A 25,251-nucleotide genomic window follows, 5' to 3' on the forward strand; every position below is an offset into this window, starting at 1 on the left:
TCGGGTACGTTGAGACCGATGAGTGATCAGCGCGCGGGGATTCACAGCCACCGACCGAGCGGGCGGGCGATGCCCGTACCGCCGGCCCCGCGTACCGGCCGGTGGAGACCGATGGCCGCGGCGCTCGTCAGCCTGGCCGTGGCGACCTCCGGCTGCGCCGCCTCGTCGGGTGCCGCCTCGTCGAACGCGCCGAGCCGGACAGCTCCGAGCGAGACAGCTCCAGGTCGGACAGCTCCGGGTCGGACAGCGGCACAGCCGGCTCCGGAGCAGTCGGCGGTGTCGCGACCCGCCCTGCCCGATCCGAAGGCGGCGATCCCCAAGGACCCCGCGAAGCTGGCCCGTTCCCTGACCGGTACCGTCGCGGAGCTTCGGCGCGCCACCGACGCCTGGATACGCGACGGGGACCCCGGCAAGGGGCAGCCCCCCGAGCCGGTGGTGCTGCTGGCCCTGCAGCAGCAGCGCGTCTACCGCTATCTCGCCCGCAATCCGGAGGTCGCCTCCCGCACCTACGCCAGGCTGTCGAAGTCCCTGGCCGCGCAGGCGAAGGACAACGTGACGGCCATCCGGAACCTGCTCTCCCTCGTCCACCCCATCAGCGGGTCGGCGAAGTTCCGCGTCCAGCCGGCCGAGCCCGCCGATGTCCTGCTCGGCCACTTCAAGCACGCCGAGCGCCGGTTCGGCGTCGACTGGGAGATCCTGGCGGCGGTGATGTTCGTCGAGACCAAGTTCGGCCGGGTACGCTCACCGAGCCACACCGGCGCCAAGGGACCCATGCAGTTCATGCCGGGCACCTGGGCCGCCTACGGGATGGGCGGCGACATCCAGGACACCCGCGACGCCCTGCTCGCCGCGGCCAACTACCTGCGTGCCTCGGGAGCACCGCGCGACTACCGGCGAGCGCTGTACGCCTACAACCACTCCTGGGCGTACGTCGACGCGGTGCAACTGCACGCCCGCCAGATCAAGCGGGACATCAGGAACTACTACGCGTACTACAACTGGCAGGTCTACGTGGTCACCACCGACGGCGACCGCCGCCTCACCGGTCCCTGACCGGCGCACGAGTTCAGGGGTCCGTGCTCTGTCGGCGGTGACCGCGTGCTGGCAGGTTCGGCGACGGCCGACCGAGCCCGGATGACGGCACTCCCCGCGGCCCTGCCGCCGTCTGGGACCTTGCCGGGAAAGACACGTAGCCAGTGGCTGGGCCCTGACGTGGGTCTGCCGCCTCAATCTCTACCGGTCATACGATCGCCGGTCGCGTACCTTGACGAAGTCCGTACCGCTCAGAGCGGTGTGCCACAGAGAACGCCCTGCCGGCCGCAAGCGCCTCGACCCTTGCCAGCCCGCAGTCTCGATCTTGACACGCCCGACACCGGCCGCCATCTCCAAGGCAGGCTCCATGTCGGTGTCATGAGAAGCCAAGATGACTATGTCGTACTGACCGAATTGAGCGAGCTGGACCAATTCCAGGGCAACCATGACATCGATGCCCTTCTCCCGCGCCCGTTCGATACAAGTGGGGTGTCCCCAGTTGGATGGGTAGCGCAGCGGGCGGTAGGTCACGTGCACGCGCGTCCCGGGTCCACTCAGCCCTCTGCCTCTGGGTCACGCTGTAGAGAACCGGCTCCTTGGCGTTGCTGGGAGAGCCTCTGAAGACATGAACCTTAGCCAGCGACACAGACTTTGGGGTGGGATGGGTCTGAAGTCCGGCTCGCACCTCAAGGACCCGCTCGGCGAAGGCCAGAGGGCTCACGAGAGTGTCTCTGGCAGGTGTCCCATGCGGAGCGAACAGGCCCCCGGCTGTGAGATGGATGTTCTGGTAATCGATCACCATGCACGCCGAGAGGGTCGCTTCGCTCGCCATCGAGCACCTCACATAAAAAAAGGCCCGCCAGTTCCGGAGAACGGCGGGCAGCAACGGAATGAGCATAAGCCGCTTCAGCACGTGACCGCAACACGTCCGCGCCAAGTGTAAGTCAAGCCTCACCAATGCGTAGCGTTACCAGCCATCATCTCTTTGTCATGTTTCGCAGCCCCAAAGAGACCCATGTCGTGATTCTGGGAGCTCACGCTTTCTCCTCCACCACCCCACCCCGGCAGCTTCGAACGCGTCCGAACCAGTCCCCAACGCCGGCCCTCTGCTTGAAGGTGCCCCGCGGGGAACTCCCGATGCGGGAGTCACCGCCCCGGGATTCCCTCATCGCATGGCGCCGCCACCGGGCCCGATGACCGCCTCCGAGCAGGACCGACGCGGCTCCGTCGAACTCGATGTGGTCATCCGAGACTGGACGGCCCTTACCAAGCCGCAGCGATGAGTCGAAGGCATTTCCGTACACCAGGCCCTGTTGAGAAAGCAATCTCATGCCGGGATTCATGGTCTTGGGGCGCTGCGCGCGTCCGGAGCCACGATCGTTGGCTGGTTCTACGCGTGAGTTTTGGTACCGGCCTGTAGCTGCGCAGTTACGGTTTAGCGAGTTCCGGTACCAGTGGCGGTGGGGTGGTGGGACGCTGGTTGCGCTCTGGGCTGGAAGGGAGCACGGCCGGTGCGGATGTCTCGGGGCCTTGCTATCGGGGCTGGGGCCGTAGCCCGTCGAGGATGATCTGGGCGATGTGTGCGGAGCGTTCGCGGCTGGTGTCCGCGTCGGCGTGGCGGATCGCGGCGAAGGTGCCGGCGACGATTGCCATCACCTCGTCGACTGTGACGTCGTGGCGTACGACGCCGGCGCGATGGGCGCGATCGAGCAGGCGTGCGACCTGGTGCGTGAGGTCTGCTGCGGCGTCCGGAGCGGCATCGCGCAGGTCGAACTCGGCGGCCGTGAGTGCGCTCTTCACCGCTGCGTTCTCCGCGCCCGAGGCCATCATCCGGGACAGCAGCGTGAACAGGGCGGCCGGATCGTCGGTGCCGGTGAGCGCTTCTCCCTCTGCTACCAGCTGTCTGATCTGGTCGATCGAGACGGCGAGGTACAGCGCTTCCTTGGTGGGGAAGTGCCGGTGGACGGTGCCGGGACCGACACCCGCGCGGCGGGCGATCTCGTCGAGCGAGATGCCGAGGCCTTGTGAGGCGAACAGGTGCTGCGCGGTCCGCAGTACCTGCTCACGATTGCGGCGTGCGTCGGCCCGTAGCTCCCGGTCGTTCCCGGGAGTCGTCGGTGGCTCGGCTGAAGGGTGTTCAGGCGTTCGTCTGGGCATCTCACCCCTAGCTTAACCGGGGCGACGCCCCGTATGCTGCCGCATAAGCGGGGCGTTGCCCCGTTTATGAGTGCGTCGTCTCACCATGACCAGTCCCACCGAACACGAGGAGGTCACTCCGATGACCACACGCGAGGAAGCCGGCGCCTTGGTGCTGCGGATGCAGGAATGCTTCAACACCCGGCAGTTCGACCAGGCAGCCGATCTGTTCACCCCCGACTTCCTCAACCACCCGCTCGGTGCCACCGGGTTCGAAGCGGGCAAGGAGGCCTGGCGCCAGGTCGTCGCCCGGTTCCCGGCCGTGCGCGTTCTCGCCGACGACATCCTGATCGACGGCGACAAGGTCGCCGTACGCTCGTCCGTCGAGGGGATGGCAGCCCAGGGCAGCGATGTCCGGCCCATGCTCATCGAGATCTTCCGCATCGACAACGGCCGGCTCGCGGAGACCTGGGGCATCACCGAGGGTCCGGACCCACGTCGCTGAGTCCCCACTGCCTCACAAGACGGTCGGACTACGACCACTTCTCACCTGATGTTCCTCAAACCCGGTACCAAAACTCATTCTCCGAAGATCACTAACTGGTATCGGAGATGACGCGAATCCTGGCGCCAAAACTCACGCGTAAGACCAATCGTTGGCAATCATTCGGAGACGACCTGATAGCCGATATCGGCGGCGGCCAGACGGCCGGGCTGCGAGCGATCCGGGGCGACCGGGGCACGACCACTCAGCCGACCATGTCGTCATTGACGCCATTCAAGCGATGGAGATCCCGGAGACAACGAGGATCGTACGGACGCCTGGGTGCGGGCCGAAACGGGCCGGGCGGCGAGGCGGATTCTCCGGAAGCAGAAGGACGGCCATGCGCGTCCCACAGGGGAAGGGTCGGCCACACGCGCCCGTGGCCGACGACATCATCAGGCCATCCCTACAGGTCGGTAGCGATGATCTTTTCGATGTTCCGTTCGGCCAGGGCCGCGATGGTGACGAACGGGTTGACGCTGGTGTTGCCCGGGATCAATGAGCCGTCGATGACGTACAGGCCCGGGTAGGCGGTGAGGCGGCCGTAGTTGTCGGTGGCCTTGTTCAGGACGGCGCCGCCGAGGGGGTGGTAGGTGAGGGTGTCGTTCCAGATCTTGTAGACGCCGAAGAGGTCGGTCCGGTAGATCGTCCCCTCCTTGGAGTTGATCTTGTCGAAGATGGTCTTGGCCATGTCGATCGACGGCTGCTTCCAGGCGAGCTGCCAGTTCAGGTCGACCTTGCCCGTGGCGGCGTTCCAGGAGAACTGGGCCCGGTTCGGGTTCTTGGTGATCGACAGGTACAGCGAGGCGAAGGTCTCGATCCCGGTGGGCAGCGGGGCGACCTCGGCGAACGCGCCGCCGGCGTCCCAGTTGTCGATGCCGGAGCAGGGGATGGTCGACTGGAGACTGCCGGTCGGGTCCCACAGGTGGTTGGCCCGGCCGCACATGACGTTGCCGTTGTCGCCCCAGCCCTTGCCGATCTCGTTGTTCAGGTTGGGCAGCGCGCCGGTGGCCTTCAGTTTGACCAGCAGCTTGCTGGTGCCGACGCTGCCGGCGGCGAAGAACACCCGGTCCGCGGTCACGGTCTTGGTGGTCGTGACACCACCGGTGGTGTTGAGCTGGTCGATGACGACCGTGTAGCCGCCACCGGCCGCCGGGGCGACCGAGGTGACCTGGTGCAGCGCCGAGACGGTGACCCTGCCGGTGGCCTTGGCCTGGGCGATGTAGGTCTTCTGCAGTGACTTCTTGCCGTGGTTGTTGCCGTAGAGGATCTCGCCGGCCAGCGCCGACTTGGTGACGGTTCCGGCCGCCTCCTGCTTCATGTAGTCCCAGTCGTACACGTCGGGCACGAAGACGAACGGGAAGCCGGAGCGCTGGGCGTGCTTGCGGCCGACCCGGGCGTACTGGTAGCAGGCGGTGGAGTCGAACCAGGCCGGGTCGATGTTGCCGACCCCGAGCCCGGCGTTGGCGCGCGGGTAGTAGGTGTTGTACATCTCGTCGGCGTTCACCGACGGCAGGATCGCGGCGAAGTTCTCCCGCTTGGGAGTGACCGCCATACCGCCGTTGACCAGCGAGCCGCCGCCGACGCCGCGGCCCTGGTAGACGGTGATGCCGCCGAACTCCTCGGCGTCCAGGATGCCGGTGTAGCGAGGGATGTCCCGGTCGATCGGGAAGCCGAGGAAGAAGTTGAGCGGTGCCTTGGTCCTGGTGCGGAGCCAGTAGGAGCGCTGGTCCGGCGAGGTCGTGTTGCAGAAGATCTTTCCGTCGGAGCCCGGGGTGTCCCAGGCCATGCCCATCTCGATCATGTGCACGTCGACGCCCGCCTGGGCGAGGCGCAGGGCGGCGACGGAGCCGCCGTAGCCGGTGCCGATCACCAGGGCCGGGACATGGGCCCCGGAGGCGATCGGAGCGGCTACGCGTGCGGCTTTTGCCTGGGCTGCGGTGGCGGGAGTCGCGAGGGCCGCGACTCCCAAGATAGAACCGGTTCCAGCGATGAATCCACGGCGCGAGATGCCTTCGGAACCTGTTCTACGCGAGGTTTTGTCACTCATGTGATTTTCCTCACTCTTGGCGTATTAGAACAAGTTCTACATGTTTCTCGGGTGTTAAGCCACCACGTACCGGGAAGTAACTTATGTCAGATCGAGGGTGACCGACCGCTGGGCAGCATGCACACGGTGTCCAGGCCCAGCACGTGGTTGAGCCGGCCGAACGCCAGCCAGGAGCCGAGGCTCATGCTCAGCTCCACGATCTCCAGCTGGCTGTAGTGCGCGGTCATCCGGGTCCAGAACTCATCGTCGAGGCCGTGGTGGTCCAGGGCGTACCGCTCGGCGTACTCGGCGGCCAGCCGGGTGCGGTCGTCGAAGGCGTCGGTGGTACGCCACTCGGTCACCGCGTCGGCGAACTCCTCCTCGACCTTCTGCCCGTCCCGTTCGGTCCGCCAGTCGAGACAGAAGACGCACCCGTTGATCTGCGCGATCCGCAGCCGGGCGGCCTCGAACTCGCGGAGTCCGAGGGTCGTGTGGGCGTACACCGCCATCGAGAACTTCGAGGCGGCGACCCCGATGCCGGGGACCATCTCACCCCACACGTAGCCGATCGCGTCCTTGCCCTCGGGGATGTCGATGTTCATGGTTCTCTCCTTACGAGTTTGCCGACCGCCGGGCGCAGCGGGACGTCGAGCGCGTCGTAGAGTCCGGGTTCCGCGTCCACCAGCCAGTCGATGGCGCTCACCAGGCGGCCGACCGCGGTGGCGTTCCCGCCCGCCGACCGGTTGCCGCCCTCGTCGGTGGCCTCGACCGTGACCTCGATGCGCGGGCGGCCCTCGATGATGACCCGGTGGGCACCGACGCCGTCGGGCGGCATCGGCCAGTCCGGGGCACAGGAGGCGTGGATGCGGGTGACGTGCTCGATGACGATGCGGGGTTCGCCCTCGACGATGCCCTGCACCTCGAACCGGACCGCGCCCTGGGTGCCGGCCTCGAACTCGCCCATCGTCTTGGTACTCACCGTGGCGTCGAGCGCGCGCCGGTCCAGGGTCTCGCGGATCTCGTCGAGTTCGACGCCCAGCGCCCTGGCCATCAGCCGTACCTGCCCGCCCCAGACCATGGTCGGGACCGTCGGCGCGGTCATCGGCGGTTCGTAGTCCATCGGCTGGCCCATGCCGACCAGGTAGCGGACCGAGTCGGGTTGGTCGTAGGTGGAGTAGTCGAAGATCTCCTGGCAGCGGATCACGTCCACGACGGTGCCGAGCCCGCTGATCAGCAGGGGCAGTACGTCGTTGCCCCAGCCGGGGTCGACGCCGGAGACGAAGAGCGAGCCGCCGCCGTCCGCGATGGCGGCCAGTACCGGTTCGCGCAGCTCCGGCGGGGCGCCCCGCTGGTCGTAGAGCGCGTACAGCGAGGGGGTGACGACCACGGCTCCGACCCGGATCGCCCTGATGATGTCGGCGAGGGCCTCGTCGGGGCGGATGTCGCCGGACGCCGCGTACACCACGGCGTGCGGACGGGTGGCCAGCACCGCGTCGATGTCGTCGGTGGCGGCGATCCCCAGCTCGTGGCCGAGGTCGCCGAGGTCGCCCGCGTCACGGCCGACCTTGTCGGGGTTGTGAACGAGCACTGCCGCGAGTTTCAGCGCCGGATGGGCCTCGACGGCTCGGATGGCCGCGCGGCCGACGTTGCCGGTGCCCCAGACAATCGTGGAGAGCATGCGCGGAGAGTAGCAAGCGCTTGGTTTGGTGTATAGTGCCGCCGCCATCTCGACAGCCGGCCCCAGAGGGCGCTGTACGACCGCGACGCGGGCGAGATCCTGACGATCCATAGCGACCCCTATCTCCCAACCGGGTGTCCACAGGCCGTCCCGACTTTCTTCACACCCGGCGTCAGGCCGGTCCGGGAAGCCGTTTTTCACCCGTTGACGCGGTCGTAGCACGTATGTAACCTTTGGCCAACACTACGCAAGAATCTTGCAAAGAAAAGTTCATTTTCTCGCGGCTCTTCGCAACTTCAGGAATGCGCTGCGCCCATGCACCTGCCCCCCATCCGTGTGCGGTGAAGGCGCATGCCTTCACGTCTCGGCCCTGTCGTGCTCGACGAGAGATGGAAGAACGCGAATGAGAAAACCGTACGGACCGTTACGGCTGGTAGTGGCCATGCTGGCAAGCACGGTCGCCACCGGTCTGCTCGTCATGGGGTCGGTCGTGCCGGCCTCCGCCGCGGGCGGACCCAACCTGTCGCCGGGCAAGGCGACCCAGGCCAGCAGTTCCACCGCCGAGTACACGGTGTCGGCCATCAACGACGGCAACCAGAACACCTACTGGGAGAGCGCGAACAACAGCTTCCCGCAGTGGGCGCGGATCGACCTCGGCACCGCCACGAGCGTCGACCAGATCGTGCTGAAGGTGCCCGCCCCGGCCGCCTGGCAGACCCGCACCCAGACCCTCTCGGTCCAGGGCAGCGCCGACGGCACCGGCTACAGCACGGTGGTGGCCTCGGCGAACTACACGTTCGACCCGGCGACCGGTAACAAGGTCACGATCGACTTCAGCGCCGCGACCTACCGCTACTGGCGCGTCAACATCACCGCCAACACCGGCTGGCCCGCCGCGCAGATCTCCGAGTTCGAGATCTACGCCGCCGCCGGCAGCGGCGGCGACACCGAGAAGCCGTCGGCCCCCGGCAACCTCGCCTTCACCCAGCCGGTCTCCGGCCAGATCAAGCTGACCTGGAACGCCTCGACCGACAACGTGGGCGTCACCGGGTACGACGTCTACGCCAACAACCAGCTCCGGGGCAGCGTCGGCAACGTGCTGACCTACACCGACAACCAACCGGCGTCGGCGACCGTGACGTACTTCGTGCGGGCCAAGGACGCGGCGGGCAACGTCTCGGCGAACAGCAACACGGTGACCCGCAACGGCACCGGCGATCCCGGTTCGAACCTGGCCATCGGCAAGGAGATGGTCGAGTCCGGCCACGTGCACACGTTCGTCGCGGCCAACGCCAACGACAACAACACGGCCACCTACTGGGAGGGCAACGCCGGTTACCCGAACACGCTGACGGTCAAGCTCGGCGCCAACGCGAGCATCAGCTCGGTCGTGCTGAAGCTGAACCCGGACACCGCGTGGGGCACCCGTACCCAGAACATCCAGGTCCTGGGCCGGGAGCAGAACGCCACGGGCTACACCAACCTGGTGTCGGCGCAGAACTACACGTTCAACCCGGCCTCCGGCGGCAACACGGTGACGATCGACGTCAACGCCACCGTCGCCGACGTCCAGCTGAAGTTCAACAGCAACACCGGCGCACCCGCCGGGCAGGTCGCCGAGTTCCAGGTCATCGGCGTCCCCGCGCCGAACCCCGACCTGACGGTCTCGGCTCTCACCTGGTCCCCGAACGCGCCGATCGAGACCAACGCGATCACGCTGACCGGCACGGTGCGCAACATCGGCACCGCCGCCTCCGGCGCGACCAATGTCAACTTCTATCTCGGCGGCACGCTGGCAGGCACCGCTCCGGTCGCCGCTCTCGCGGCCGGCGCCCAGGCCACGGTGACCGCGAACATCGGCACCCGCGGCGCGGCCAGCTACTCCGTCAGCGCCAAGGTGGACGAGTCGAACACGGTCTTCGAGCAGAACGAGGGCAACAACACCTTCACCGCGGCGTCGCCGCTGGTGGTCACCGAGGCTCCCGGCCCCGACCTGCAGGTTCTCAGCATCAGCTCCAACCCGCCGAACCCGGCGGTCGGCGCGGCGGTCACCTTCACCGTGGCGGTGAAGAACCGCGGGAACACCGCGACGGGCGCGACCACGGTCACCCGGCTGACGGTGGGCGGCACCACGCTCAACACCAACACCCCGTCGATCGCCGCGGGCGCGACGGTCAACGTGGCCATCAGCGGCAGCTGGACCGCCACCAGTGGCGGTGCCACCATCACCGCCACCGCCGACGCGACCAACGTCGTCGCCGAGACCAACGAGACCAACAACACGCTCTCCCAGGCGATCGTGGTCGGGCGCGGGGCGGCGGTTCCGTGGGTCGAGTACGAGGCCGAGGCCGCCAGGTACCAGGGCACCCTGCTGACGGCCGACCCGCTGCGCACCTTCGGGCACACCAACTTCGCCACCGAGTCCTCCGGCCGGCAGTCGGTGCGGCTGAACAGCACGGGGCAGTTCGTCGAGTTCACCTCGACCAACTCCGCCAACTCGATCGTGGTGCGCAACTCCATCCCCGACGCGCCGAACGGCGGCGGCATCGAGGCCACCATCAGCCTGTACATCAACGACACCTTCGCCCAGAAGCTGACCCTCTCGTCGCGGCACAGCTGGCTGTACGGGAACAGCGACGGCCCGGAATCCCTGACGAACACCCCGCAGGCCGACGCCCGGCGGTTGTTCGACGAGTCGCACGCACTGCTGCCGTCGACCTACCCGGTGGGGACCAAGTTCCGGTTGCAGCGCGACGCCACCGACACGGCCTCGTTCTACATCATCGACCTGATCGACCTGGAGCAGGTGGCACCACCGGCGAGCCAGCCGGCCGGTTGCACCTCGATCACGACGTACGGCGCGGTGCCCAACGACGGGCTCGACGACACGGCCGCCATCCAGCGGGCGGTGACGGACAACCAGAACGGGGTCATCAGCTGCGTGTGGATCCCGGCGGGACAGTGGCGGCAGGAGAAGAAGATCCTCACCGACGACCCGCTGAACCGGGGTCAGTTCAACCAGGTGGGCATCAGCAACGTCACGATCCGCGGAGCGGGAATGTGGCACTCCCAGCTGTACACCCTGACCGAGCCGCACCTGGCGACCGGCGGCATCAACCATCCGCACGAGGGCAACTTCGGCTTCGACATCGACAACAACGTCCAGATCTCCGACATCGCCATCTTCGGCTCGGGCCGCATTCGCGGCGGCGACGGCAACGCCGAGGGCGGGGTGGGGCTGAACGGGCGGTTCGGCAAGAACACCAAGATCTCCAACGTGTGGATCGAGCACGCCAACGTGGGTGTCTGGGTCGGCCGTGACTACGACAACATCCCGGATCTGTGGGGACCCGCCGACGGGCTGGAATTCAGCGGCATGCGCATCCGCAACACCTACGCGGACGGCATCAACTTCACCAACGGCACGCGGAACTCGCGGGTGTTCAACTCGTCGTTCCGCACCACCGGTGACGACTCCCTGGCGGTCTGGGCCAACCGGTACGTCAAGGACCCGGCGGTGGACATCGCGCACGACAACCAGTTCATCAACAACACCATCCAGCTGCCCTGGCGGGCGACCGGTATCGCGATCTACGGCGGCTACGGCAACAAGATCGAGAACAACCTGGTCTACGACACCATGAACTACCCGGGCATCATGCTGGCGACCGACCACGACCCGCTGCCCTTCTCCGGGCAGACCCTGATAGCCAACAACGCGCTCTACCGGTCCGGCGGCGTCTTCTGGAACGAGGACCAGGAGTTCGGCGCCATCACGCTCTTCGCGGCGAGCCGGGACATCACCGGTGTCACCATCCGGGACACCGACATCTACGACTCGACCTACGACGGCATCCAGTTCAAGACGGGAGGCGGCAACATGCCGGGCGTCGCGATCACCAATGTGCGGATCGACAAGTCCAACAACGGTGCCGGCATCCTGGCGATGAGCGGCGCCCGCGGCAGCGCGACGCTGACGAACGTCACCATCACCAACTCGGCCAAGGGCAACATCGTGAAGGAACCGGGGTCGAGCTTCGTGATCACCCCCTAGTCTTCCCGCGCCTGAGAACGACCGGCCATGTGGTGTGCTCCCCAACCTGGACACCCGCATGGCCGGTCGTACCGGTCCTAGGCCGAGGTACGGCGCCGGAACAGCACCGCCGCGACGGGGATGCTGATCACCACGCCGGCGGCCAGCCAGGCGGTGGCGAGCCACCCCGCGTCGCCCATGGGGTGGTCGAGGAGCAGCCCGCGTAGCGTCTTCACCATCGGCGTGGTCGGCTGGTACTCGGCGAAACCGCGGAGCAGGCTCGGCATGGTCTCCGCGGGGACCACGCCATCCGACAGGTACGGGAAGAAGATCACGACGAAGCTGAAGGCACCGGCGGCCTGGGCCGAGGTGACCAGCAGTCCCCAGAGCACCGCGATCGCGGACACCGCCAGGACGTATCCGATGACGAGAAGCAGCGCCAGCGCCCAGTCGGCGAGCGTGGCGTCGGGGCGGAAACCCAGGGCGATCGCCACGGCCAGGGCGATCCCGGTCGCCACCACGTTGCGGACCACCGAGGCGACGACATGCCCGGCGGGCACCACCCAGCCGCTGATGGGCAGGGTCCGGAAGCGGTCGATCATTCCTCGGGTCATCTCGTCCGTGACGCTCACCGCGGTCAACGCGGCACCGTACCCGCCGGACATGAGCAGCACGGTGGGAACGACGAAGTCGATGTAGGTCAGCCCGCTGGACCCGGTGGTGATCGCGCCGCCGAAGACGTAGACGAAGAGGATCATGATGAGCGCCGGCAGCGCGATGTTCACGATGAGCGCGTCGGGGGTGCGCGTCTCGTGGCGCAGCATGCGGGTGACCAGACGCCCCAGATCGCCCATCGTCGTCCCGCTCATACCGCCACCGCCGTGAACTCGAAGAAGACGTCGTCCAGGGTGGGGCTGCGCAGCTCGACCCGCTCGACGGCGATGCCCTCCTCCGCCAGCAGGTTCAGCGTGTGACGCAACTGGTCGGTGCCCTGCAGTGCCAGGGTGACCTCCCGCGCGTCGGCGTCGAGATGCGGTCCGGTGCCGGTGGACAGGACGGTGCCGGCCCGGGAGACGTCCTCGGCCCGTGACAGGTGCAGCACCAGGCGCTCCGCGCCCACCTGGCGCTTGAGAGCGGCCGGGGTGTCGTCGGCGACGACGCGGCCGTTGTTGATCACCGCGATGCGGTCGGCGAGCCGGTCGGCCTCCTCCAGGTACTGGGTGGTCAGCAGGATGGTGGTGCCGGAGGCGAGCAGTTCGCGGATCACCGACCAGAGCTCCGCCCGGCTGCGCGGGTCAAGGCCGGTGGTGGGCTCATCGAGGAAGAGGATCCGCGGTACGGCCACCATGCTCGCCGCCAGATCGAGGCGGCGGCGCATCCCGCCGGAGTAGGTGGAGACCCGGCGGTTCGCGGCGGCGCCGAGATCGAACCGTTCGAGGAGTTCGGCCGCCCGCCGCCGGGCTTCCCGCCTGCCCAGGTGGTGCAGGCCGGCGAACAACTCCAGGTTCTCCCTTCCGGTGAGCAGGTCGTCCACCGTGGCCTGCTGGGCGGTCAGGCCGATGCTGCGCCGTACCGCGACGCCTTCCCGCGCGACGTCGTGGCCGCCCACCGTGGCGGTGCCGCTGTCCGCGGCGAGCAGCGTGGTCAGGATCCGGACCGTTGTCGTCTTGCCTGACCCGTTCGGTCCGAGCAGGGCCAGCAGCGAGCCGGTCGGAACGGTCAGCTCGACTCCGTTCAGCACCCGCGTCGCACCGAAGGATTTGCCCAGGCCACGGGCATGGATCGCGGCGTCGGTCACGCTCGCCCTTTCTGCGTATGTCGTACCGTGTATCTTATACATAGATTAATCTGTACCAGATACATAGTTGGAGTGCCAGGGATTCCGGCGCTCGACGGCAGGGGACCCGTCATGGCGCGAACCGGCGCCGGGTACCGCGGCCCACGCCCGGGTCCGGCGGGAGCCTCGGTCGCCGGGGCCGGCATGACGACAACGGCGCCGAACCGCGGGCGGGGAAAGTGCGGACGCGTCGTCGTGACGATGGACGGCCCTCCGGCGACGTCGGTGCGGCCGTGCCGAGCGGGATGTTCGGCGCCAAGGCTCCCGAGAACCCGCGGGCAGGCGCCCTGGACCGGTCCACGTCGCTGATCCTGACCGGGATCGCGACGTTGGAACCGTCGCGCCGCTAGGCGGGTCAGCCCGCCTGTCGACGCGAGGTGACCAGCCCGCAGTCGTAGGCGGTGGCGACGACATGGGCGCGGCTGGACAGACCGAGTTTGCTCATCGCGCGGTTGAGGTGGGTCTTCACGGTGGCCTGGCTCAGGCACAGCTTCTGGGCGATGTCATGGTTGGACAGCGTCTGGCCGACCAGGGTGAAGATCTCAAGCTCGCGAGCGGTCAAAGCAAAAAGCTGGGACATGTCATGATCGGGCACCGCGGGCGGGGCGGGCGTGAACGCCTCGATCAGTCGCTGGGTACTGGTGGGTGACAGCAGGACGTCCCCGGCCGCGACGGTGTGAATGGCGGACAGGAGGCGCTTGGCCGGGGTCTGCTTGAGCAGGAAGCCGGAGGCTCCGGCGCGCAGCGCCTGGTAGACGTACTCATCGATGTCGAAAGTGGTCAGAATGAGTATCTGCGGGGTACGAGACGCGCCGCCGTCGGCCAGGCTGTCGGCCAGGATGCGCTTGGTCGCGGCGATGCCGTCCATGCCGGGCATGCGGATGTCCATCAAGATCACATCCGGATGGGTGGCGGCGGCGCACTGGACGGCCTCGTGACCGTCCGAGGCCTCACCGACTACTTCAAGGTCCGGGGCGGCGCGCAGGAGGGCGGTCAGTCCCGCCCGGATGAGTTCCTGATCGTCGGCTACCAGAACCCTGATCATCGTCACCTCTCGCTGGTTAGGGCGGCGGGCTCCTGGCCGGGACGGGTGAGCAGGGGAAGGGTCGCCACGACCTGGAATCCGCCCGTGGGGCGAGGACCGGTGGTGATCATGCCCTGGTACAGCTTGACCCGCTCAGTCATGCCGATCAATCCCTGGCCTGGTGTGTTCTGGATCACTTCGACCGGTTGGCCGGTACCGAGGCGGCCGTCGTCGCACACCTGTAACGTCAGGACGCCCGCGCCGTAGGTGAAGGTCACCCGCACCCGGGTGGGCGCGGCGTGCTTGACGACGTTTGTCAGGCACTCCTGGATGATCCGATAGACGCACAGATCCAGCCCCTGGGGCAGGGGCTGCTCGTTGCCGGTCACGGTCACCTCCACCGTCACCCCGGCTGTGCGCACCCGTTCGACCAGTGTTTCCAGGTCCCCCAGTCCGGGCGTCACGTCGTAGCGCGTCTCCCGCTCGTCGTCGGCCCCGATTCGCAGGATCAACAGCAGCAGTCGCATCTCGTCCAGGGCCTCACGGGTGGTGTCGGCGATGGTGGCCAGTGCCGTGCCGGCGGTGGCCGGATCGGTTGACAGCACGTACTGGCCCAGCTCGGCCTGGACCGCGACCACCGACAGATGGTGGGCGACCACGTCGTGCAGTTCGCGGGCGATCCGCGTTCGCTCCTGGGCCACCGCCAGCCGGGCCTTGTTCTCCTGCTCGTCACGCAACTGCCGGGTCAGCTCGGTGAGCCGCCGGTTGCTCTCGATGACCATCCGGGTGGCGTTACCGAAAGCCCAGGTGAAGCCGACGGCCAGCAGCGGCCACACGACGGCCATCCAGAACTTGGTGCCGGGGAACACCATCGAGGAGCACCACCACAGGCCGAAGGTGAGCACCGCCCCCGCCAGTGACACCGCCACGGGCCGCTGGACGGCCACGGTGTACAGCACCAGCAGCGCTCCCATCTTGTTCACCTGGGAGTGGTAGCCGAGTGCCAGATGGACCAGGGACACCGCGCACGAGATCACCAGCACCGTGCACGGTATCCGCCGTCGCAGGGCCAACGGCATGTTCACCGCGATGGTCAGTGCGAGCGACAGGCCGTCCGGCGGACGCGACCCGTACCTGGCATCGCTGAGTTCCCACATCCACATGACGGCGGACAGCGCCACCGCGATCACAGTGTCGACGAGAAGTGGATGCGCTGTGAGAAGTCTCCACCAGGATGTCCTCGCATAGCTGTACATCAGCGCATGCTAGTCATATTCCCGCTGGCCGACATCCCTCTTCATGCCATATACCGCAGGAGGTGTACAAGGCATAACGCAGTAGGTGTAGAAAAAAACAAACTTTGCGCGGTATGTGGTGGATATATCGCTCGGGTAGCTTTATCCCGTCGAAAACGATCGCGATCCTCTTTCTTCGGAGGCAGAGAGGATCCACGCCGACAATCCGTCCACGACCATGATCCGGACCACTTCGGACCACCGACCCCGGGGAAAGGCTCGAAAACGCTCCCGCGTTCACGGGCCGGTGGGTCGGGGTCCAGGTCGGCCCGGCCCGTTAATGGATTATCACTCGCCATCCACCAAGACGGCGGGGCCGACCTGGACATGGCCTCTCCATCGGTCAGCCGACCGGACACGATCCCGATGACATCGAATCTGACGCGACGTCCACGACTTCACATCAGCTTAAATTCCGGCGATTACCTATTAACCGTATTTCCTGGCAGGCCGGAAACCGGGCCGATATCCGCACGGGAGGACGGATCCGCCAATGTCGTTCAACCCGCCCGGTCGCGGCACGACACGTACGCCGGCCCCTGGCGCCGACACTCGCGGTCCTGCCCGTCATGGCGAGGCTGACGCCCGCGGTGTCCTCCGGTTTCCCGCCGCCGGGTCGCCTCGATCCGGGCCCTCCAGGACGGGTCGCCGGGCACCGCGTTGGCAACAGGCGGCCGACGGGAAGGTCAACTCTGCGCGATGGACACTCTGACGTGCTTAAACGCCGTCCGAGGTGTCATAGGTGAGGGCATGGATGCGAACATCGTGTTGCTCGCCATCGTGATCGTGACGGCGCTGTCCTTCGACTTCACCAACGGTTTTCACGACACGGCCAACGCCATGGCGACCTCGATCGCGACCGGGGCGTTGCGGCCCAAGGTGGCGGTCGGGTTGTCGGCGGTGCTGAACTTCGCCGGGGCGTTCCTGTCGCTGAAGGTCGCGGCGACCATCGCGACGGGCATCGTCGACACCGGCGCGATCACCTTGACGGTGGTCTTCGCCGGCCTGATCGGCGGCCTGGCCTGGAATCTGCTGACCTGGTACTTCGGTATTCCCTCCAGTTCCTCGCACGCGTTGATCGGTGGTGTGGTCGGGGCCACGGTGATCGCGGCGGGCACCTCGGCGGTCAAGGGAGCCGAGATCGTGTCCAAGGTGCTGGCCCCGGCCGTGCTCGCGCCGCCGGCGGCGATCCTGGTGGCGGCGGCCGGTACGTACCTGATGTACGTCATCATCGGGAACGCACCGGAGGGGAGCCGCGGGCGAGGGCTCAGGTACGGCCAGATCGGCTCGGCGTCACTGGTGTCACTGGCCCACGGCACCAACGACGCGCAGAAGACGATGGGCGTCATCACGCTGGCGATGATCGCTGCCGGGGCGATCGGCGAGGACGCGGGAACGCCGCTGTGGGTGATCGTGGCCAGTGCGACCGCGATCGCGCTGGGCACCTATCTGGGCGGCTGGCGGGTGATCCGTACCCTGGGCAAGGGGCTGACCGACATCGAGACCCCGCAGGGGTTCACCGCGGAGGGTTCCTCGGCGGCCGTGATCTTCGCCTCCTCCCACTTCGGCCTCCCGCTGTCGACCACGCACGTGTGCACGGGGTCGGTGATCGGCGCGGGCATCGGCAGGCACCTGGACCAGGTGCGCTGGAGCGTCGCGGCCCGGATGGCCGCCGCGTGGCTGGTCACCCTCCCGGCCGCGGCCGTGGTGGGGGCGCTGGCCTGGGCGAGCGCGAGTGTGATCGGCGGCGTGCTGGGCGTGGGGGTGGTCTTCGCCGTCGCCCTGATGCTGTCGGCGGGGCTGTACGTGGCCTCGCAGCGCCGTCCGGTCAACGCCGGCAACGTCAACGACGAGTGGACCGGGCGCCTGGCCCCGGTCCCGGCGATGAGAGAAGGCTGAAGAGGGCTCATACCACCGTGGCGCAAAGATGCGCGTGGCCGGTGTCGTGACGTCGCCACACCGCGAGGGCGATGAGAGCATTAGAGATCAACTTCGTAGCGGTAGCCGCGCCCCCGCAGCGTGGTGATCCGCTGTGGATCCTCCCCGTACTCGCTGAGCTTGCGGCGCAGGGCGAACACGTGCACATCCAGCGTCTTGGTCGGCCCGAACCAGTTGGCGTCCCACACCTGCTCCATCAGCTCCTCGCGGGTGACCACCTCACCGGCGTGGCAGGCCAGCACCGTCAGCAGGTCGAACTCCTTTGGCCGCAGCATGACCTCGTCCTCGGCGATGTAGGCGCGCCGGGCGCGCAGGTCCAGACGCAGGCGGGCGACGGACACACCGGACTCCTGCTGCGACACGGTCTGGCGACGCAGATGCGCCCGCAACCTGGCGAGCAGCTCGGTGAGCCGGAACGGTTTGGTCAGATAGTCGTCGGCACCGGCGTCCAACGCCACCACGACCTCGAACTCCTGGACGCGTGCGGTCAGCACCACGATCACCGCCTGCGACAGGACCGTCCGCAGCCGCCGGCAGACCACCACCCCGTCGGCATCGGGGAGACCGAGATCCAGCAGGACGAGATCGGGGACGAACTGCCGCGCCTGATCCAGCGCCTCACCCCCGGTGATCGCCAGACTCACCTGGTAGCCGCTACTTGACAGCGCCTCGGTCAGCTCCGAACCGATGGACAGATCGTCCTCGACGATCAGTACCCGCGTCATGTATCGATGGTAGGGACACTGGTGGCACTGGGTGTTTCCGCGTACCGGCATCTGGCGGGCCCCCTGACGAAGGCCGGCCACCACCGCGTTCCTCCGGCCGCGTCGCCAGGTCAGGCGTTGTTCACCCGGGAACGTGGCGTGGGAGAACCACGGGCGGCTCCGCTACGCGGAAGCGACGGCGTGCTGGGCGTCGGCGCGGGTGGTGAGGGAGCCGGAGTAGCGGCGTAGGAGGAGTACGGCGGTGGTGGCCAGACCGGTGAGCAGGCCGAGCCAGATACCGATGGTGTCGAGGCCCAGGGGGTAGGCCAGGAGCCAGGAGACGGGGAGTCCGACGCCCCAGTAGCCGATGAGGGTGATCCGGAAGCCGCCCTTGGTGTCGTCGAGGCCACGCAGAAGTCCCACGCCGATGTTCTGCGCGCAGTCGAAGAACTGGAGGAAGGCGGTGACCATGAGCAGGTGGGTGGCGATGCTGAGGGCTTGGTCGGAACCGGAGTACAGGAACGGGGCCAGGACCAGCCGGGGCAGTCCGAGGTAGGCGACGCCGACGACGGTCATGACGGCTGCGGCACAGGCGAGTGCGGTGTTTTTGATGCGTCGTGCGTCATCGATGCGGCCGAGAGCGAGTTCACGGCTGACGTTGATGGACGCGGCGTGGGAAAGGCCGACGGCGACCTGGAAGACGATGTAGACGAGCTGGTTGACGGCGGTGTGCGCAGCGAGGGCCGCAGGCCCGAAAGATCCGGCCATCAGTGCGGTGATGGAGAAGAACCCGGCCTCTGAGCCGTAGGTGGCCGCGATCGGCACACCGAGGCCGATGAGCCGCTTGATGGTGGCCGGATCGGCTTTGGCGGCATTCAGGGCGAGCAAAGGTGCCAGCTCGCTGTCCTTCCTCACCGAGATGTACAGGGCGAGGAAGGACAGGAGGTAGACGCTGGAGGTGGCGACTCCGATGCCGGTCAGGCCCAGACGGGGCAGTCCCCAGGTGCCGTGGATGAGGATCCAGTTCAGGCCCGCGTTGACAGCGATGGACGCGATAGTGATCTGCAGCAGGGCTTGGGGGCGTCGCATGCCGACGGTGAACTGGCGGATGGCCTGAAACCACAGGCAGGGCAGCAGGCCCGGGGCCAGGGCGATCAGCATGCTCTGGGCGCGTTCGACGACCGCGGCGTCTTGTCCGAGCCAGGTCAGAGCCTGGCCGATGAGGATCATGAGGGCGCCCCCGGCGATACCGGCGAGTGTGGCCACGGCCATGCTCGCCCGGATGATCCTGTGCACCTCCTCTTGTGTTTCTCCCTTTCCTGCGGCTTCCTTGTCCTTGCCGTCGCTGGTTGCGGCCTGCTCGGCGCGGGCCGCGGCTGCTGCTATCTGGTTGCCGACGGAGGTGAGCAGACCGACGCCCATGGTGCGCAACTGATTGAAGATGACGATGGCCAGGCCGCCCGCGGCCAGTTCCCGAGTGCCGAGCAGACCCATCATCACGGTGTCGGTGGTGGTCAGGGCGACCTGGGCGAGCTGGGTGAGGATGAGCGGGACGGCGAGGGCGGCCAGGGCGCGGCTGTCGCGGAGAAGGGTGGTCAGCATGGGGGTTATCGGTTCCTGCGCGGTTCGGTGGGGAGCTCGCCGATCTCCCGTTCCGCTTCGGGATCGAGAAGGTCGCGGGCTTGCGGCCAGTCGTCGTCGAAGACGGTGTCCATGTGGTTTTCTCCTCCGTCGTTGACGAGGGTGACCATAGTCGTGTCCGGAGGAGGTGACGACAGGCGGGTCAGTTCCCTGTGAACGACGCCGCCCGCGGAGCCGCCGGTGGGGGCACCACCGGCCGGCGCCGTCCCCACCTCGGAGAAGGTTGTGGCAGGACTCTTCGTTCCGCTGTTCTCCGACCTCGATGTCTTGCCCGGGACGGATGACATTAGGATAGCCAACCCTAAGCAACATCATTGCTTTGCAGTGGATCGAGGACGTACGTGGATATCAACAGGCGCCAGATGCTGTGGGCCGGCGGAGCGATCGGCATGGCGGCACTGCTCGCCGCCTGTTCGGGGGGCGGCGACGGCTCGGCCGAGCCTGCGGCCGCGGCCGCGGACGGCACGCCCAAGAAGGGCGGCACCCTGCGGATCGGCGCCCTCGGCCGGGCCAGTGCCATCACCCGCGACCCGCACGGCACCCAGGGCAACGAGAGCGACTACCTGGTCCTTGCCCTGGTCTACGACACGCTCACCGTGCCGGGCGCCAAGCCCAACACCATGCCGCGCCTGGCCACCTCCTGGGAGTCCTCAGAGGACCTGAAGACCTGGCGCTTCAAAATTGCCCAGGGGGCCGTCTTCCACGACGGCGGCCCGGTCACCGCCGAGGACGTCGTCTGGTCGCTACGCCGCCTTCGCGACACCCCGTCCGGCGCCGCGCGTCTGCCCGGTATCAAGACGGAGAACATCACCGCCGACGGCACCGACACCGTCGTGCTGGTCTCCGACTACGCCAACGCCGAACTCCCGCTTCTGACGCGCCTGACCACGTTCGTCCTGAAGAAGGACACGTCCGACGACGCGCTGGAGAAGGCGCCGGGCACCGGCCCGTTCAAGCTCGACTGGTACCGCGGCGGCAACGCCCGCCTGGTACGCAACGACCAGTGGTACGGCGGCACCGTCCACCTCGACGCCATCGAGGTGACCATGTTCGAGACCCCGCAGGCGATGGCCAACGCCCTGCTCGCCGGGCAGATCGACGTCGCTTCCAACGCCGGTGCCATCGCCGCGAGGACCGCCCAGTCCCGCAAGGACATCCAGGTCGTCCGCCGCCCCAACGACATGTCGATGCCCCTGGTGATGCGTACCGCGAGCGGCCCGTTCGCCGACGCGCGCGTCCGGGAGGCACTGCGTCTGGTCGTCGACCGTGAGGCCATGGTCAAGCAGGTCCTGTCGGGGTACGGCACCGTCGCCAACGACATCATGGGCACCGCGGACCCCAACTATGCCAAGGACATCCCGCAGCGCAAGCGTGACCTGGCCACGGCCAGGCGGCTGCTCACGGAGGCGGGGTTCGACTTCTCCAAGACCTACGAGCTGGTCACCACCGAGGACATCCCCGGACTCGCCGAATCCGCGACCCTGTTCGCCTCCCAGGCCCAGGAGGCAGGCATCAAGATCAACATTGTCAAGCAGGAGTCCGGCGCCTTCTACGAGAAGACCTGGCTCAAGGGCGACCTGTACACCACCTACTGGGGCACCAACGACTCCGTGGTGTTCTTCGCTTCCAAGACCATGGTCGGTGAGGCCGGGCAGAACGAAGCCGCCTGGGCCGACAAGGACTTCGACGCCGCCTACCGCAAGGTCCTCGCCACCACCGACGCCACGGCACGTGCCACGGCCCTGCACGACCTGCAAAAGATCGAGTTCGACAGGTCCGGCTACCTGCTGTGGGGCATGGCCGACGGCATCGACCTCGCCACCGACAAGGTCCAGAACCTGCCCAGACTCGCCGGCTACGGCCGTGTCCAACTCGAGAACGTGTGGCTGCGTTGAGCCGGACGGCCAAAAACAGCGCGGTGGCCACCGCGCTGTGCCGTACCGCCCCCCTTCTCGCTCGCGTCGCCGCGGTCGTGGCCCGGCGTGTGCTGATGCTCGCCGTGCTCCTCGCCGTGGTGTTCGCCGCCGTGGAACTCCTGCCCGGCGACGCCGCCACCGCGACCGCCGAACGGGGCGAAAGCGCCGCCGACGTGGCAGCACGACGTCACCTGCTCGGCCTGGACCGGCCCGTGTGGGAACGCCTCTGGGACTGGATGACCGCCCTGCCCACCGGCGACCTGGGCACCTCCGCCCGCGGCGAGAAGGTCACCGACCTGCTCGCCGACCCCTTCCCCAACACCCTCCTGCTGGGCGTGAGCGCCTTCGCCCTCACCGTCGCCGCATCGCTGGTCCTGGGGTGCTGGGCTGCGGCCAGGCCCGGCGGCCTGACCGACCGGATCATCGGGCACGTGGCCACCTCCGCGTTCGCCGTACCCGAATTCGTCGTCTCCGTCGCGTTGTTGCTCGTCCTGTCGCTGTGGACAGGCTGGCTGCCCGCCGTCACCGTCACCGGCGCCGACGGCGCCCCCGCCACCTGGACCATGCTGATCATGCCGGTGCTGGCCCTGGTCATCCCCCAGACCGGCTGGAACACCCGGATCGTGCGCGGCGCACTCGCCGACCAGGCCGCCACGCCGCACGTCGAAGCCGCCCACCTGGACGGCCTGCCAGCCCACCAGGTGGTGCTGCGCCACGCCCTGCCCGGCGCGGTACCCGCCATCGCCACCGGCATCGCGACCTCGACCGGCATGCTCCTGGGCGGCGCCGTGGCCGTGGAGACCCTGTTCAACTATCCGGGGATCGGCAGCGTCCTGGCCGGTGCCATCGCCAACCGGGACACGCCGCTCATCGCCGGCGTCGTCATCTGCGCCGGTGCCACCATCAGCCTCGTTCTACTGGCCGCCGACCTGATCCGCGCCCGCGTCCTGGGAGTACGCCCATGAGCGCCATCACCACCGCGGCCCCCCGGCCCCGTGCTCTGCGCCGCATCGCACCCGGTCTGCTTCTCGTCCTGCTTGCCCTCATCGGCCCGCTGCTGGCCGCCCACCCCATCGACACGCCGATCACCGCCCCTTACGCGCCGCCCGGCGACGGCGCGCCTCTCGGCGGCGACCAGCTCGGACGTGACGTTCTGAGCCGTCTCCTGGACGGCGGCACAGCCCTGATCGGCAGCGCCCTGATCGTGGCCGTCGTCATCACCCTGCTGGCCACCCTCCTGGGCTGCTTCGCCGTCTTGCGCCCCACCCTCGGTCACGCCGTCGAACGCACCGCCGACGTTGTCATCTTGCTGCCGCCCATCCTGGGCATCATGCTTCTGGCCCTTGCCTGGCCCGGCGGCGGACGCGTGGCCGTCATCATCGCAGCCATCGTCCTGGGCACCCCTTACGCCGTCCGCATCGTCGCCAGCGCCGCCGCTCCCCTCACCAGGGCCGGCTATATCGAAGCCGCCACCGCCCGTGGCGAAAAGCTCTGGTACCTGGCCCTGCGCGAGCTGCTGCCCAACCTGCGCGCCACCGTGCTGGCCCTGTTCGGCCTGCGCTTCGTCGAAGCCGTCTACGTCATATCCATGGCGGGCTTCCTGCAAATCGGCCCGCAACCCCCCGCCGCGGACTGGGCGTTGATGATCCGCGAGAACGCACCCGGCATCCTCCTCAACCCCTGGGCCGTGGTCGCTCCCGGCTTGGCCATCGCCGCCCTCGCCGTCAGCGTCAACCTCGCCTCCGCTTCACTCACCCCTCGCTTCGCACGTAAGGCGGTGACCGTCTCGTGAGCTACTTCGCCCGTTCAGCCGCCTCCCAGGGCGTCCCGGACGAAACGACCACCCCGGCCATGAGCGGTGCCGCGCCCCTGGTGAGAGTCACCGACCTCGAAATACGCATTCCCGGTGGCCCGGTCCTGCTCCGGCCTGTCGGCCTGAGCATCCACGCGGGCCAGATCATCGCACTGACAGGCGTCTCCGGATGCGGCAAGACCACGCTGCTCCGCGCCGTTCTCGGCCACCTCCCGACAGGCGCCGTCATATCCGCCGGAACCCTGGACGTCCTGGGGCACGATCCCTCGGCCTTGTCTCCCGAGGCACTGCGCGAACTGCGACGCAACCGCCTCGCCTACGTCGGGCAAGACCCCGGATCCGCCCTCAACCCACGGATGAAGATCCGTCGGCTGGTCGCCGAGACTGCCACCGACACCAGTGAGCAGGCCGTCCTCGGCCTGCTGCGCGAATGCCGGCTGCCCACCGACGACGGGCTGCCCGACCGGCGGCCAACCGCCGTCTCCGGCGGCCAGCAACGTCGCGTCGCCCTCGCCCGCGCGCTGGCCCGCACCCCGGACATCCTGCTGCTCGACGAGCCCACCGCCGGACTCGACACCGCGCTGCGCGACGACATCGCCGACCTGCTACGCCACCTCGCGAACACGCGTGACCTAGCCATCATCATGGCCTGCCACGACCCCGAACTCGCCGATGCCTGCGCCGACCGCGTCGTCCGCCTCTGCCCACCGCCGCAGCCCCGCCCGTCCGCCCCCCGATCCGCATCGTCCACGGGCACCCCGGAGAAGAAACCCTCCACGGCCGAGGGGATCGCCGCACACGGCCTCAGCGTCGCCTTCCGGCATCGGGGCGGCATCCAGCACGCCCTCGATGCCGTGGACTTCACCGCACCACCCGGCTCCGCCACCGGCATCGTCGGGCCTTCCGGCTCCGGAAAGACCACCCTGCTACGCGTCCTGGCCGGCCTGCACAAGCCCGACTCCGGTACCCTTACCCTCCACGGTCATCCCCTCGCCGCCACGGCGCGTAGCCGGCGACGCGAACACCTCCGGCGCGTCCAACTGGTTCCGCAGAACCCGCTGGACGCACTCAACCCCTCCCGCACCGTCGGCGCCGCTCTGGCTCGTCCGCTCCGGCTGCACCGCTCCCTCACCAGGAACCAGGCACGCGACCGGGTCGCGGAACTACTCCGGCAGGTCGAGCTACCCGCCGACTTCGCCCACCGCTATCCCGCCGAGCTGTCAGGCGGCCAGCGTCAGCGCGTCTCCATCGCCCGCGCCCTGGCCACCGAACCCGACTACCTGCTCTGCGACGAGATCACCTCCGCCCTCGACCCGGACACGGCCACCGCCATCATGGAACTGCTGCAACGCCTGCGTACCGAACGCGACATGGCCATCGCGCTGGTCAGCCACGAACTTCACCTGATCGGCGCCTACACCGAGACCATGCACCTACTGGACACCGGCAGGCTCACCCAGTACGGCCCCACCGCAACGCTCCTGCCGACCGTTTGACTCATCTGATCCCGCGAATCGGCCATATCCACGGCCGGCGCCACGAGCACGGTCGGCAGCACCGCGGGGCCGTTCATGACCGAGTTCGGCAAGCTCCTCGGCCAGAAGCCCACGGCCGACCAGGCGCGGCCCTTG

Annotated in this window: 19 protein-coding genes; 9 read left to right on the forward strand and 10 right to left on the reverse strand. The window is 68.0% G+C overall.

The features are described 5' to 3' along the window. Positions 1-276: 276 nt before the first annotated feature. Complete coding sequence (locus ABT061_RS36210) at positions 277-1,053, forward strand: lytic transglycosylase domain-containing protein (protein WP_350926597.1); 777 nt, start codon at positions 277-279, stop codon at positions 1,051-1,053. Positions 1,054-2,565: 1,512 nt separating this feature from the next. Here ABT061_RS36210 and ABT061_RS36215 read toward each other — a convergent pair. Beyond that, entirely contained in the window at positions 2,566-3,189 is a 624-nt protein-coding gene (locus ABT061_RS36215; protein ID WP_350926599.1) for a TetR/AcrR family transcriptional regulator, read from the reverse strand. Between the two features lie 121 nt (positions 3,190-3,310). Between ABT061_RS36215 and ABT061_RS36220 the strand changes: the two genes are divergently transcribed. Then, the gene (locus ABT061_RS36220; protein ID WP_350926601.1) at positions 3,311-3,673 is read left to right on the forward strand and encodes an ester cyclase; all 363 of its coding nucleotides are present in this window, start codon (positions 3,311-3,313) and stop codon (positions 3,671-3,673) included. A gap of 445 nt (positions 3,674-4,118) precedes the next feature. Here the strand turns inward: ABT061_RS36220 and ABT061_RS36225 are convergent, their stop codons facing one another. From ABT061_RS36225 to ABT061_RS36235, 3 genes are all read right to left on the reverse strand, one after another. Beyond that, positions 4,119-5,684 carry a GMC oxidoreductase gene (locus ABT061_RS36225; protein WP_350926603.1) on the reverse strand — a complete coding sequence of 522 codons (1,566 nt, stop codon included), beginning with the start codon at positions 5,682-5,684 and terminating at the stop codon, positions 4,119-4,121. 164 nt (positions 5,685-5,848) lie between these two features. After that, a complete protein-coding gene (locus ABT061_RS36230; RefSeq protein WP_350926605.1) occupies positions 5,849-6,343 on the reverse strand; it encodes a carboxymuconolactone decarboxylase family protein in 495 nt (164 codons plus the stop codon). Beyond that, positions 6,340-7,419 carry an NAD(P)H-dependent amine dehydrogenase family protein gene (locus ABT061_RS36235; protein ID WP_350926607.1) on the reverse strand — a complete coding sequence of 360 codons (1,080 nt, stop codon included), beginning with the start codon at positions 7,417-7,419 and terminating at the stop codon, positions 6,340-6,342. The genes ABT061_RS36230 and ABT061_RS36235 overlap by 4 nt, the downstream gene beginning before the upstream one ends. A 403-nt stretch (positions 7,420-7,822) precedes the next feature. Here ABT061_RS36235 and ABT061_RS36240 point away from each other — a divergent pair, with 403 nt between their 5' ends. Then, positions 7,823-11,473 carry a CARDB domain-containing protein gene (locus ABT061_RS36240; protein WP_350926609.1) on the forward strand — a complete coding sequence of 1,217 codons (3,651 nt, stop codon included), beginning with the start codon at positions 7,823-7,825 and terminating at the stop codon, positions 11,471-11,473. A gap of 77 nt (positions 11,474-11,550) precedes the next feature. Here ABT061_RS36240 and ABT061_RS36245 read toward each other — a convergent pair whose 3' ends face one another. Beyond that, positions 11,551-12,321 (reverse strand): ABC transporter permease, encoded by a 771-nt coding sequence (locus ABT061_RS36245; protein WP_350926611.1) that lies wholly within the window; start codon positions 12,319-12,321, stop codon positions 11,551-11,553. Beyond that, positions 12,318-13,250 (reverse strand): ATP-binding cassette domain-containing protein, encoded by a 933-nt coding sequence (locus ABT061_RS36250; protein ID WP_350926613.1) that lies wholly within the window; start codon positions 13,248-13,250, stop codon positions 12,318-12,320. Before ABT061_RS36250 ends, ABT061_RS36245 begins: the two co-directional genes overlap by 4 nt. Positions 13,251-13,468: 218 nt before the next feature. On the opposite strand from ABT061_RS36250, the gene ABT061_RS36255 reads away from it, so the two are divergent. Continuing rightward, the gene (locus ABT061_RS36255) at positions 13,469-13,639 is read left to right on the forward strand and encodes a hypothetical protein (RefSeq protein WP_350926615.1); all 171 of its coding nucleotides are present in this window, start codon (positions 13,469-13,471) and stop codon (positions 13,637-13,639) included. A 5-nt stretch (positions 13,640-13,644) separates the two neighbouring features. On the opposite strand, the gene ABT061_RS36260 is transcribed toward ABT061_RS36255, so the two are convergent. Beyond that, complete coding sequence (locus tag ABT061_RS36260) at positions 13,645-14,334, reverse strand: response regulator (protein ID WP_350926617.1); 690 nt, start codon at positions 14,332-14,334, stop codon at positions 13,645-13,647. A 2-nt stretch (positions 14,335-14,336) separates the two neighbouring features. Beyond that, the gene (locus tag ABT061_RS36265; protein ID WP_350926619.1) at positions 14,337-15,569 is read right to left on the reverse strand and encodes a sensor histidine kinase; all 1,233 of its coding nucleotides are present in this window, start codon (positions 15,567-15,569) and stop codon (positions 14,337-14,339) included. Positions 15,570-16,358: 789 nt separating this feature from the next. Here ABT061_RS36265 and ABT061_RS36270 point away from each other — a divergent pair. Beyond that, positions 16,359-17,507 (forward strand): inorganic phosphate transporter, encoded by a 1,149-nt coding sequence (locus tag ABT061_RS36270; RefSeq protein ID WP_350926621.1) that lies wholly within the window; start codon positions 16,359-16,361, stop codon positions 17,505-17,507. 80 nt (positions 17,508-17,587) lie between these two features. On the opposite strand, the gene ABT061_RS36275 is transcribed toward ABT061_RS36270, so the two are convergent. Both ABT061_RS36275 and ABT061_RS36280 read right to left on the reverse strand, forming a co-directional pair. Then, a complete protein-coding gene (locus tag ABT061_RS36275) occupies positions 17,588-18,271 on the reverse strand; it encodes a response regulator transcription factor (protein ID WP_350926623.1) in 684 nt (227 codons plus the stop codon). 162 nt (positions 18,272-18,433) lie between these two features. Beyond that, positions 18,434-19,852 (reverse strand): MATE family efflux transporter, encoded by a 1,419-nt coding sequence (locus tag ABT061_RS36280; RefSeq protein WP_350926625.1) that lies wholly within the window; start codon positions 19,850-19,852, stop codon positions 18,434-18,436. A gap of 380 nt (positions 19,853-20,232) precedes the next feature. Between ABT061_RS36280 and ABT061_RS36285 the strand changes: the two genes are divergently transcribed. From ABT061_RS36285 to ABT061_RS36300, 4 genes are read left to right on the forward strand one after another with little or no spacing between them, the layout of a single operon-like run. Beyond that, complete coding sequence (locus tag ABT061_RS36285) at positions 20,233-21,786, forward strand: ABC transporter substrate-binding protein (protein WP_350926627.1); 1,554 nt, start codon at positions 20,233-20,235, stop codon at positions 21,784-21,786. After that, positions 21,774-22,772 carry an ABC transporter permease gene (locus tag ABT061_RS36290; RefSeq protein ID WP_350926629.1) on the forward strand — a complete coding sequence of 333 codons (999 nt, stop codon included), beginning with the start codon at positions 21,774-21,776 and terminating at the stop codon, positions 22,770-22,772. The genes ABT061_RS36285 and ABT061_RS36290 overlap by 13 nt, the downstream gene beginning before the upstream one ends. Next, positions 22,769-23,599 carry an ABC transporter permease gene (locus tag ABT061_RS36295; protein ID WP_350926631.1) on the forward strand — a complete coding sequence of 277 codons (831 nt, stop codon included), beginning with the start codon at positions 22,769-22,771 and terminating at the stop codon, positions 23,597-23,599. The genes ABT061_RS36290 and ABT061_RS36295 overlap by 4 nt, the downstream gene beginning before the upstream one ends. Further along, positions 23,596-25,116, forward strand: coding sequence for an ABC transporter ATP-binding protein (locus tag ABT061_RS36300; RefSeq protein ID WP_350926633.1), 1,521 nt, complete (start codon positions 23,596-23,598; stop codon positions 25,114-25,116). The genes ABT061_RS36295 and ABT061_RS36300 overlap by 4 nt, the downstream gene beginning before the upstream one ends. Positions 25,117-25,251 lie beyond the last annotated feature (135 nt).

This window comes from Streptosporangium sp. NPDC002544 (genome assembly GCF_040295965.1).
GTDB lineage: Bacteria > Actinomycetota > Actinomycetes > Streptosporangiales > Streptosporangiaceae > Streptosporangium.